Consider the following 11,835-nt stretch of genomic DNA (forward strand, 5'->3'; position numbering starts at 1 on the left):
ACAGGGTAAAGTGATGCTGTATGACGCTTCGAAACGGAGTGCACAGCATCGCTTTTTCACCTGCCCGATTCAATATTCAAAAAACATATTGTTTTTTCTACCGAAAACGTTCATAATGGATAAATAGAGTACGAGCCTATGCATACTAGATTCAGAAAATTGAATTTAAATTTTGCATGGTTAATTGAATGGATCAGGAGTGTGAAAGATGAAAGTTATTAAATTCGGCGGAAGTTCGCTGGCTTCGGCTACGCAACTACAAAAAGTATACAAAATCGTGGTAGAGGATTCGAAGCGAAAGTTCGTTGTTGTATCAGCTCCTGGTAAACGTTTTGCAGATGATGTGAAGGTGACGGATTTATTAATTGATTGTGGCGCAAAACATCTGTTAGGGGAAACGGCGGTGGATTTGGAGCAGGAAGTGCTGGCTCGCTATGCGTCGATTGCGGATGAACTAGGTCTTGGTGCGGAAGTTATGGCCCGAATCACCCGAGATTTTGAGGAGCTTTTGGCTTCTGATAAGGCGAATCCCGACCGCTACATGGACCGGATTAAGGCGAGTGGTGAGGATAATAATGCGAAATTGATCGCGGCATTTTTCCGAAGTCAAGGAACAGAAGCGCACTACGTGAATCCGAAAGATGCGGGGTTATTTGTGACAGATGAGCCTGGAAATGCGCAAGTTTTGCCGGAAAGTTATGATAATTTGTATAAATTACTGGAACGTGACGGGATTGTTGTTTTCCCTGGGTTCTTTGGTTATACGAAGGATGGCGAAATCAGTACGTTTTCGCGCAGTGGCTCGGATATCACGGGGGCGATTGTGGCGAATGGCGTGAAAGCGGAGGTCTATGAGAACTTTACAGATGTCGATGCGGTTTATGCGGTGAATCCTTCTATCGTACATAAGCCCCGCGCGATTGTCGAGCTGACATATCGGGAAATGCGTGAGTTGTCTTATGCTGGTTTTTCTGTGTTCCATGATGAAGCGCTTGTTCCCGCCTTCCAAGCAGGAATCCCTGTTCAAATTAAAAATACGAACCGACCACAATTACCCGGTACACGCGTGATTCACCACCGGGAAAATACGAATGGTCCAGTTGTGGGAATCGCGAGTGATGGCGGTTTTTGCAGTATTTATATTACGAAATACTTGATGAACCGTGAAATCGGATTTGGTCGCAAAGTGCTAGAAATTTTAGAAGATGTTGGCTTGACGTATGAGCATATGCCTTCTGGGATCGATGATTTGACGATTATTTTGCGAGAGAATCAGATGGATCGACAAACAGAAACAACCGTGCTAGATCGCTTGAAAAATGAGTTGTCATCTGATGAAGTCATGATAGAGCATGGCATCGCGCTTGTCATGGTCGTTGGTGAAGCAATGAAGCACAATGTCGGAACTACCGCGCGCGCTTCAAAAGCCTTATCGGAAGCGCATGTCAACATTGAGATGATTAATCAAGGGTCTTCTGAGGTCAGCATTATGTTTGGCGTGAAGGAAGAGGAGGAGAAAAAAGCGGTACGCGCGTTGTATAACGAGTTTTTTGACGCAGAATAAAGAATGGATCGACTCGAAAATTGATGAGTCGATCCATTTTTTCGTATATTGCTAATCTCTAGCTCCAGCCCAGCTGAATCGCATAATCATGTGACGGATGAACCAGTATAACGGTCCACATGACACGAGTAGCGGTACATAAATCAGCATCATGTGCCAATCGAAAATCGATACGAGTGAGAAAAACTTGCCACCGAATAAGAACAGACAGACAAATGCGGCCATCATTGTTGCTACGAGTACTTTCGTTTTGCGTCCGAATGGATGTCCAACACTAATCAAAGCGACGAAACATGTAGCCCCTGTTAGCATGACGTTCATGGTCGATGTTTGTGCGAAGCTTAATCCTAGCATGTTTCCAAAACCTAGAATAAGCATGATATAGGTGATAACGCAGGTCGCAGCTGGCACGGAAGTTTGCAATACTTTGTGTAGGAACTGTCCCTTGATGCGGTCGTAGTTCGGTTTTAATGCTAAGAAGAACGACGGGATTCCAACGGTTAGCGCCGAGATTGGGCTAAGTTGAATCGGTTGGAACGGATACGCCCCTGCTAGGAAAATGAAGGCGAGCGCGAGTACCGTCGAATACATCGTTTTGATAAGGTACAGTGATGCCACACGCTCAATATTGTTGACAACACGCCGACCTTCGCGCATCACGCCAATCATCGAGTCAAAATTATTCGATAGCAAGACAAAATCAGAAACGCTACGCGCGGCGTCACTACCTTCTGCCATCGCGATGCTACAATTGGCTTCTTTTAAAGCAAGCACATCATTGACACCATCACCAGTCATGGCAACGGTATGTCCCTGATTTTTATAGGTGTTAATCAAATCTTTCTTTTGATGCGGCGTTACGCGGCCAAAAACCGTATAAGCTTCGATAATCGGCAACAAATCAGCATCCTCAGCAACTTCACTCATATCAATATATTTATCACCATTCGCAATCCCCGCCCGAACCGCGACATTTGAAACCGTCACCGGATTGTCTCCCGAAATAACCTTAATCGACACACCTTCTGCGGCGAAAAATGCAAACGTATCTGGCGCCTCCACACGAATATTATCCGCAATCAAAATGAAGGCTAACAACTCACATTGCTCCGGCAAAACGCTTTCTGTTAGGGTTTCCAAAGAATGCGCCACCGCCAAAACCCGAAAACCTTGATTCGCATAATCATCTAATTCCTGCCGATTTTCCGCAGATAAATCTCTGAAAATAAACTCCGGCGCACCGATCAAAAACGTTCCTTTTTCGGTAAAACTACAACCGCTCCATTTACGCGCGGAGGAGAAGGGAATACGCTTCTCAATTTGCCATTCTGGATTCTCTGTGAAATGCTTCCCGAGCGCAATACTGGTCGCGTTATTATCCGAAAGCGAGCCAACAATCGCGCCAACACTAGCATCAATCTGCGAAGACGTCACTCGCGGATGCTTCAACACGATATCCGTCACATCTAGTTTTCCATCTGTAATCGTCCCCGTTTTATCCAAACAGAGCACGTCCACACGCGCCAATGTCTCAATACACGGCATCGATTTCACGAGCACTTTCTGCTTCGCCAAGTTGATAACCCCAACCGCAAGCGCGATACTCGTCAAAAGTACAAGCCCTTCTGGAATCATCCCAATCATCGCGGCTGCCGTTCCGAGTACCGATTCCCTCAGTGGTAATCCTTGGAAATACTTCGAGAAAAATAGCGCTAGCCCAATCGGAATAATGATAAACGTCAATACTTTGATAATTTTCTTAATCGAGCGGATTAACTCGCTATCTGGGCGTTTCTCCTGCTTGACTTCCATCGAAATTTTTGACACAAAACTATGTTCTCCGACAGCGGAAACCTTCACGTACGCTTGCCCACTGACGATATAGCTTCCAGACATCACGTAATCATCCGCGCCTTTAACAACAGGCTCTGCTTCACCCGTTAGCTGTGATTCATCGACTTCCAAACCATCCGTCTGAAAAATCATCCCATCCGCACAAATTTGGTCTTCGCGATTCAGAACCATCACATCACCAAGTACAAGCTCGTCCTGTTCCATTTCACAAAGTTCGCCATCGCGCATAACCTTGACCTTCGCCTGTGTCAAAATCGTCAGCTTATCGATGTTTCGCTTCGCCCGGATCTCCTGAAAAATCCCCATTGATGTATTGCAGAGCGCGACACCGAGGAACAGCAGATTTTGATAGCTTCCCACGAGAATAATAAAGCTCGCGATGACGACATTTATCATATTAAAAAGCGTAAATGTATTATCCCGTATAATTCCAAGCACACTACGCGTTAACGGCTTGAGTGCATGATTAACCTGTCCGTGCTTTACTCGCTCGGCTACCTCGTTGGAAGTTAACCCTGCTGGTGTTTTCGTTTTATTTTCCATCTCACCAGATCCTTTTCGCTTTAGAATAGCCTCTATATGCCTTTTATCATGCTCGCATTGTATCAAAAAAAGATAAGAATTCGATGAAATTTATGAGAGATTTTCATAGCTACTCTCATTTTTGCGGGCATATTATAGTACTACCCGTTTTGAGGAAAATCCATTCAAAGATTCAGCAATAAACTGTTAATTTTCTCCCACTCATGCATGTTTGGTAAGCGTGACGTCCGGTACTGAATACACTCTGTTATCACTGTCTCGTCCCGATAATTTTGTACTAGTATATCAACGCCCAGTTCGTGTATCAATTCATTGGTAACCCGCTTATTAGAAATAAAAGTTACTTTTGCATGCCTGCTAATAAACTCGTTGACAAAGACCTGCATATAATTCATGTACGCTTTTTTACCATCCAGTGCAAATAAAATATGCTTCTTCGTTTGATAACTTTGATGCGTTACATAGTACGTAAACATGGCCAAATTAACAGCCACGTCCTCTTTATATTCCAGCGATTTAATCTCTGGGATATCACTAGTCACCAGTTGATTTAACCAGCGTTCATACAAGATAGGATGATTTAGCTTCACAAACTGATTGATTTCATAAAAATTTTTCTGGAAAAGCGACGTTAGTCTTGACAGTAAAAGCACGTTCTCCAAATAAAACATGAAAATACTCAGGTTAGATTGATCTAGCTTCTCCATATCACTACTACTAAAGAAAAGTTCAATAAATTCACGCAAGCCTTCATGCCAAGTCATGGACTCATACAATCGCTGCATCACTATTTCGTCTCTTTCTTTATAAAGGTAATTCTCCAGTAGTAGCAGGTCAATATAAATAACTTCATCTTCTGGCATCGCGTGATTCAATACTGTATCCAGCGTTTCCCTCGCCAGCTGATGCACATAATGATATCTAGGCGTTTTCATTTGCTCTGCTTTAAACGCTGCATCTATCTCAACAAAATGACCCTGCTCGATTCGGTGACTAATCACTTTAATCCAATATAATATACTACGATGCTGTATATAAACATCATACCCCACCTCATTCATAAAAAAGAGGTAGTTTTTTTCAAAGATATCATATTGCTCTTGTCTTGGGCGATGTTCCATGGACATATCATTAATATTATAGAAAAAATAGTAATAAAAATAGCGAATATTCTCCTCTTTCCCATGGATATTAACAGGGTTCGTCGTCAATGTTAATTTGAACTCCGCTAGCAAACTCCTTAAATGCTGCAAGTAACGATATAAGGTAGACGTTGATAAAAATAGTTCATCTGCCCATTCATCAATCGATAAGAATATTTCTTCATAAACGTTCGAAATAATTTGAAACAGCGGTGATTGCTTAGACACGACCATCAACAATTCATCAATCGCCAATTTGTCGTTAATTCGATAACCCTGTACCTTCAATGTGGAAAAAAATTTTCGTTCTGGAAAAGCTCGCTCTAACTCCCTGATGTCTCGTTCCAACGTCTTCTGGGACACATTAAACTCTTCTGCAATTTCTTCTAGTGTAATTGCATAATCGGCGTCATGAATGCGTTGAAGCAGGCTTACTTGTCGCTTAATTTTCTTATCTGCAATAATTTGTAAATAAAAATGGTTCATTATCATCATTCCCTTTACTAGATTCCAAATATAGAATTCTCCTTAATGAAATTGTATCATTTTATTTTACTTCTAGTCCAGATTCCTATACTTAAATACCTATTTATTAAAAAAGAGCACAAAAAAAGGCCAAAAGCGACTCTTAAATTCACTAATGGCACTTTTTAACCTTTTATCTAATCCAAATATACCGAGCTATACTTCGCTTTCGTAAAAAGACGAATATACCTCCATATAGGAAAAATGTGAGTAGCGTCAAACCAAGTGTCATGCTTATTGGATAACTACCTATAGCTGGTTGACCCGTTATCAGATGAATCGCATTCGCAAATAGAATAAGAAAATAGTAATGTGTACATAAAATGACAAGACTATTTTTCCCATAAAAAGAAAAGATACGAATGTGCTGCAAGCGTATAGCCAGAAGGCACAGCGCAAAAATACCGAGTAATGCGCCAGCAAAGAAAGCGAACGGTTGACCGATATCCATACTGCGCAGGGTGACAATTTTATAATCATTCGCGTACATGAGTGTTAGAATATAGAGAACAACACAGCTAGCGAGCGTCCACCATGATAGGAACCATTTTCTTTGGAATAGTTTTCGTTCCCGGCTTATGAGTCCTACCCAGTAAAATAAAAAGGCAACGGGAATAATTTTAATACCAAGTGGCCAGCGAATACCTTGATCGAATGTGCTCAAGACTGTTAGACCGACAACGATAATAAGCACAAGCCACGACCATTTTGGCAGATATTTTTTAAAACAAAAGAATAGGATTTCGACTTCAAATAAGACGACTAAAAACCATAGTGGACTATTAAAACCAACTTCTCCATTTAAAAAGAAGAACTCCATCCAGGAAAAAGGATACGCTGTTTTTTCATAAATAAACTGGAATCCGAACATGATTAATGCTGTTATTGCTTGAAAAACGAAGAAAGGAACAAGTAAGCTGTGGCTTTTTTTCCGGATGTACGTGCCTAGACTACTCGGCTTTACTTGAAACGTGTAGCCGGAAAGAAAGAAGAACAGTGGCATATGAAAACCATAAATCCAAATTTTCACGTTATCTGTGGCATAGAAATGTCCCCATACAACGAGAAAAATACCCAGTCCTTTGGCGACGTCTAGCCACTCGAGGCGTTTCACTTCACTGTCTCCTTGCTGTTTATTCGTTGTATCGCTGACCGCAGAGCTGTGGAGGATGTCCCCGTTGTATAAGGTAGATATTGAATCGCCACGCCGACTTGCGCAAAGGTTTGTTCCAACTGATTCCACGTATCACTTCCCTGCCAATCGCTTCCGACAAACATGACGTCAAAAGGATGCGCCTCATAAGCCTCCATTTTATTCATATTTTTTTGTGGTACGACTTGATCCACATAACTAATCTGGTTCACAATCTCCATCCGCTCTTCAAAAGGGATGATAGCTTCTTTATTTTTGTAGGAGACAAGTTCATCGATGGTGACACCAACAATTAGATACTCGCATTGTTCTTTCGCTTTTTTTAGTAAGTTAAGATGCCCGATGTGAAACATATCATAAACGCCTGTTGTATAGCCGATTTTATATTTTTTCATGGTTTTCTTTTACTCCTTTAATGGCAAAATGCCTTGATTTGGTTGGCGACGGTGAGCGCTGCATTCCCCTTCTCATAGGAACCTATTTTTTGGTTGAAAAGGGCTAATTTATGTTGATAGTTTGTAGCATCAAACTGACAAATTTGAGTAAGAAGTGTGGCTGGACTGGTCGCGATTGGGAATGGTAGGTCCTGTAGATCGAAGTACATCGCGCGTTCATTTGCAATGTATTCCGTCACATCTGGTGTATAGAGAATCGTTTTTTTACCTGCCATCGCCATATCAAACATGCTAGAAGAGTAATCAGTGATGAGTAAATCCGCCGCTGCGAGCAATTCCTGCATATCAGGATAATCCGTGGCATTGATGGCGCCTTTGCGATAGGACATGCCACCCGCAAGGTTAGCGATATTCGGATGCAGGCGAACAAGGATTGTCCACTCACCAAAAAATCTTCCTTCCAACGCTTGTTTCACATCCGAAAATTCTTGTAAATACACCGATAGACTGGCATCTTTTCGAAATGTTGGGGCGTATAGTGCGAATTTCGTGGTTGGCTTTGTTTCAAAAAACTGTGTGACGCGTCCATGAACTGTTGTATCTTCATTTATAAGTAAATCGCATCGTGGGGTTCCAGTTGGTAAAACTTCTCCGTCAAACCAGAAAGAATGTTGATACATTTTGCGGCTAAAATCAGAACCTGCGAGCATGTAATTGCATTTTTGGGCGTCTCGTTTCGCACGGTCAAGATAAGCTACTGGCAACTGTTTTTCTGCATCTTGTTCTATTTTTTTGAGGCGCAGCGGGCTATGCCACGTTTGAATATATACTTGCGGTCTGCGTTTTGGTGGGCTGTATTTTTGGCGGCAGTTATCGAGCCATATTTTAGCGGTCGCGAGCTCTTGGAGGGCTTGATTGGAGCCATATCTTACCGGACGCACGCCTTCTGGAAGTGTGGATTCTTGATTCTGTGTAACTAGCCAAACGATATCAAAACCTTGATTTAGTAGTTCCGCGACGATATATTTTGGGTTGTCTCCGTAGCCACGACCGTAATGTGTGGATACGACGATTTTATTTTTTTGTATCGGTAAAAACCAGTAATGGTAGGCGAAATTGCCGTAATGCCAGCGTTGTTTTAGTAGGCGTAGTGTTCGTTTACTTTTTTGAAACATCCTTAATTAGCTCCTTTTCTGAGAAAATATGGCGGTTTTTCCAGACGATGATCACGCGATAGAGTAATACGGTGAATTGAGACACGACGGTGATGGCGCATAGCGTGGTGATTGTGAACATGCCTGTTAGGAACAGTACCGTTAAACCAATGAGTTGGACGATAGCTGAAACAATGGTAGATGCATTGGCATGTTTCGCAAGCCCCATCGGTGATAAAGTCGGAAAACCTAACATGTAGACGAGTGGTGTGATGGCAACGATTGGGAGTAGTATCCGCAAAATTGATCCCGCATCGTAGAAAGCAGCGCCGAGAAATAGCGCCATAAATTCGTTTGCATAGATACCAAGCACGATACAGCCAATCGTGACTGGTGGCATGATCATCCAAATGATTTTTTTCAGTAGGCGGAAATCGCGATTTTTTACCATGTAAGGGTACAAACTGTCCGCAATTGGTGAAAATGCAGATTTTGCGGTACCGACCAGACGATCTGATGCCACATACATTCCCACTTTCACGCTTCCCGGCGAATACATTAAACCAAGGAAAAACGTGTTGGTGACTTGATACATCGTCGCCGCAATCCGTGAAAAAAAGAACGGGCTAGACTTTCGAATCGTTTCGCGAAGATAGCCTTTATCTAGTCGTACAAACTTGATTCCCAGCTTTTGCGAGACATGTCGCTGGGCTAAAATGAGGGCCACTGCATTACCGATCAGCGTAAAAAGTGGCACGAAGTAATATTGTTGGGGAGTTTTTAAAAATAAAAAAATCATGACTACAAAGAAACCTTGAATCGCCACAGTTCGAATCGTGATCCGTTTCATTGTTTCCAACCCACGATAGAGAAAATCTGGCAAGAAAGCACTCACTGCAACCGAAGCGAACGTTAGGAGATATAAAAACATATCTTGTCGAAACATCGGGACAAAGTAACAAATACTGACCAGTACTGCAAAACTCAAACCTGTAAAGAGCATTTTTGCGCGCATTACCGCCGTATAAATTTTTGCGACCTCCTGTTTATTCTCCCGATGTTGCGAGATGTCAGCAGTGGCCGATAAAATAAAGCCAAAATCAATGACGAGCCGGAAATAAGTCATCATCGCAATCGCAAAACCGACTTTCCCGTAAAATTCGGGTCCTAATATTCGCGTTTGATATGGTACTGTAATAAGGCTGAAAAAGTAGCCTGAAAAGGTAAGCGCATAGAGGAATAATGTATTGTGTAGCAGCCGCTTTTTTTTCGTGTCCTTCATGTCTTATCTTCTCCTTTTCCTTATCCAAACACGTGCCGCCAAGGGCCATCGAACGAATGGATGCATCGTTATTTTCACTTGGAGCGCTTTATCATAACTCAGACTGTCCATGTATAAAATATTTCGGCGCTGACTTAAAAACCGTTTGGCAGCACTCGTTTTAGCCATAGATTTTTCCTTCTCTAACAAGCGAATAACACGTTTTTTCGAGTCATACGAGGCACGACTATAGTAAATATTATTCTTCATAATCGAACCCTTACGATACCTTCTTTTAAAAAACGTTTGGCGAATATACATCACTCGCTTCACTTTCGTAAACAATTGCGGTGTGAAAATCTCATCTTCATGTAATAGCCCATCAACGAATGTCATCTTGACTAACTCAGCACGAACGAAGAACAGCCAAACTGGTGAATTGTAATGCCTACATTGCGCTCTCAACCATTCTTTCTGCGTATAGATCTTTCCTTCTTGCAAAACTGCGCTTGAATCATATGAATTTATCGACATCACACCATCTTCTGTGAACGGCTCCGCATCAAATTTGACCATATCGAGCTGCTCCTGTTCCGCAAGAGCAAAGCAACTCGCCAGCATATCATGTTGCAAATAATCATCAGAATCTAGAAAATAAAGATATTTCCCAGTCACGTGTTTTAACCCCGTATTCCGAGCAGCCGACAACCCCTGATTTCGCTGTGAAATAATACGAAGTTGCGGTAATTTTGCTTGATAAGCCTCCAAAATCGCTAAACTACCATCCTGACTGCCATCATTCACTGCAATCACATCAAAATCTTGATACGTTTGCGCCACCAGACTGTCTAAGCAAGCCTCCAAATATGGCGCCACATTATACACTGGTAAAATAATCGAGATACTAGGCAAGCACGGTCCCTCCTATTTTCGCACGACCGATGGAATAATAACTCAGTCCCGCATCACGCGCAGCTTGTAAAGAAAAACAATTCCGTCCGTCATATACGAGCGGCTCTGCCATCGTCTGAAATAACGCTAAATCCATCTCTTTGATTTCCTGCCATTCGGTGAAAATAAAACAGGCATCCGCATTTTCTAGCACATTCGCAATCGAATCTCCATATGTTAAACTATCTCCAAAAACATTCTCTAAATTCGGCAATCCAACCGGATCATAGACATGAACATCCGCGCCCTGATTCAACAATAACTGTAAATTCGGAATCGACGGCGCCTCACGTAAATCATCCGTTCCCGGTTTGAACGTTGCTCCTAACACCGCGATTTTTTTACCCGTAAATTGCGGTATATCTTTGCGCGCCGCTTGAATCAACTTAAACCGCTGCTTCTCGTTGACTGCAATCGCCGCTTGAACCGTCCGCAACGTGTACCCTTCTTCCTCCGAGAGCCAGTGAAGCGCCTTCGTATCTTTCGGAAAACACGAGCCACCATAACCGATTCCTGGTGATAAAAACTGCTTACCAATCCGCGAATCTGTTCCCATACCGCGTGTTACTTCTTCAATATCCGCGCCAACAACCTCACATAGATTCGCAATATCATTCACAAAAGAAATTTTGAGCGCTAAAAAATCATTCGAGGCGTACTTCACCATTTCTGCGCTTCGACGGTTCATCGTTAAAATCGGCTGTCCAAAAGGGGCATACATCGCTGTTAACGTTTCCGTTGCCACTGCGCTTTCTGTCCCAATGACAATCCGCTCTGCATGTAATGTATCTCGAAGCGCCGTACCCTGTGATAAAAACTCTGGATTCGATGCAATTTCGACAAGCCCTTGACGTTCCTCGCCAAGTATTCGCTTAAAATGGTTCGCTAATTTGTCATTCGTCCCGATTGGAACTGTCGATTTTATCACAACTAAGGTTGGCTTCTCAATCGAATCCGCAATTTCTCCACAAACGGTATACAGCGCTTGTAAACTCGCAGATCCATCCGCATTTTCTGGTGTCGCAACACCAACAATAATGACATCCGCGTCAAGGTAGGCCTTTTTATAATCAATCGTAAAAGATAGCTTCCCAGCCTTTTGCGCCGCTTTCACTTCTGTTTCTAAACCCGGCTCATAAATCGGGGACTCTCCTCGATGCAACATCTCAATCTTCGCCTCGTTTTTGTCGACACAAACGACCGTATGCCCAACACCTGCCAAACAAGTTCCCGTCACTAAGCCTACATATCCTGTTCCCGCTACAGCAATTTTCATATATTTCCATCCTCACT

General features: G+C 42.6%; 9 protein-coding genes. 1 reads left to right on the forward strand and 8 read right to left on the reverse strand.

Going from position 1 to position 11,835, the window contains the following annotated elements; translation table 11 throughout:
• Positions 1 to 208 precede the first annotated feature (208 nt).
• Positions 209 to 1,564 carry an aspartate kinase gene (locus tag HCJ54_RS06210; protein ID WP_187137003.1) on the forward strand — a complete coding sequence of 452 codons (1,356 nt, stop codon included), beginning with the start codon at positions 209 to 211 and terminating at the stop codon, positions 1,562 to 1,564.
• 51 nt (positions 1,565 to 1,615) lie between these two features.
• Here the strand turns inward: HCJ54_RS06210 and HCJ54_RS06215 are convergent, their stop codons facing one another.
• The 8 genes from HCJ54_RS06215 to HCJ54_RS06250 all read right to left on the reverse strand — a co-directional run bounded on the left by HCJ54_RS06215 (position 1,616) and on the right by HCJ54_RS06250 (position 11,818).
• The gene (locus tag HCJ54_RS06215; RefSeq protein ID WP_187137004.1) at positions 1,616 to 3,961 is read right to left on the reverse strand and encodes a cation-translocating P-type ATPase; all 2,346 of its coding nucleotides are present in this window, start codon (positions 3,959 to 3,961) and stop codon (positions 1,616 to 1,618) included.
• 164 nt (positions 3,962 to 4,125) lie between these two features.
• Positions 4,126 to 5,589, reverse strand: a complete 1,464-nt coding sequence (locus tag HCJ54_RS06220; protein ID WP_187137005.1) for an AcpB/EbpR/MafR family transcriptional regulator — start codon at positions 5,587 to 5,589, stop codon at positions 4,126 to 4,128.
• A gap of 172 nt (positions 5,590 to 5,761) precedes the next feature.
• Positions 5,762 to 6,742 carry an acyltransferase family protein gene (locus HCJ54_RS06225; RefSeq protein ID WP_187137006.1) on the reverse strand — a complete coding sequence of 327 codons (981 nt, stop codon included), beginning with the start codon at positions 6,740 to 6,742 and terminating at the stop codon, positions 5,762 to 5,764.
• On the reverse strand, positions 6,739 to 7,176 hold the full coding sequence (locus tag HCJ54_RS06230; protein ID WP_187137007.1) for an FAD synthase family protein: 438 nt from the start codon (positions 7,174 to 7,176) through the stop codon (positions 6,739 to 6,741). The genes HCJ54_RS06225 and HCJ54_RS06230 overlap by 4 nt, the downstream gene beginning before the upstream one ends.
• A 17-nt stretch (positions 7,177 to 7,193) precedes the next feature.
• A complete protein-coding gene (locus HCJ54_RS06235) occupies positions 7,194 to 8,351 on the reverse strand; it encodes a CDP-glycerol glycerophosphotransferase family protein (RefSeq protein ID WP_187137008.1) in 1,158 nt (385 codons plus the stop codon).
• Entirely contained in the window at positions 8,335 to 9,612 is a 1,278-nt protein-coding gene (locus HCJ54_RS06240; RefSeq protein WP_187137009.1) for an oligosaccharide flippase family protein, read from the reverse strand. The genes HCJ54_RS06235 and HCJ54_RS06240 overlap by 17 nt, the downstream gene beginning before the upstream one ends.
• Positions 9,613 to 9,615: 3 nt before the next feature.
• Positions 9,616 to 10,503, reverse strand: a complete 888-nt coding sequence (locus tag HCJ54_RS06245; protein WP_187137010.1) for a glycosyltransferase — start codon at positions 10,501 to 10,503, stop codon at positions 9,616 to 9,618.
• Positions 10,496 to 11,818, reverse strand: coding sequence for a UDP-glucose dehydrogenase family protein (locus HCJ54_RS06250; protein ID WP_187137011.1), 1,323 nt, complete (start codon positions 11,816 to 11,818; stop codon positions 10,496 to 10,498). The genes HCJ54_RS06245 and HCJ54_RS06250 overlap by 8 nt, the downstream gene beginning before the upstream one ends.
• Positions 11,819 to 11,835: the final 17 nt, after the last annotated feature.

Source organism: Listeria grandensis, from assembly GCF_014322885.1.
Taxonomy (GTDB): domain Bacteria; phylum Bacillota; class Bacilli; order Lactobacillales; family Listeriaceae; genus Listeria_A; species Listeria_A grandensis.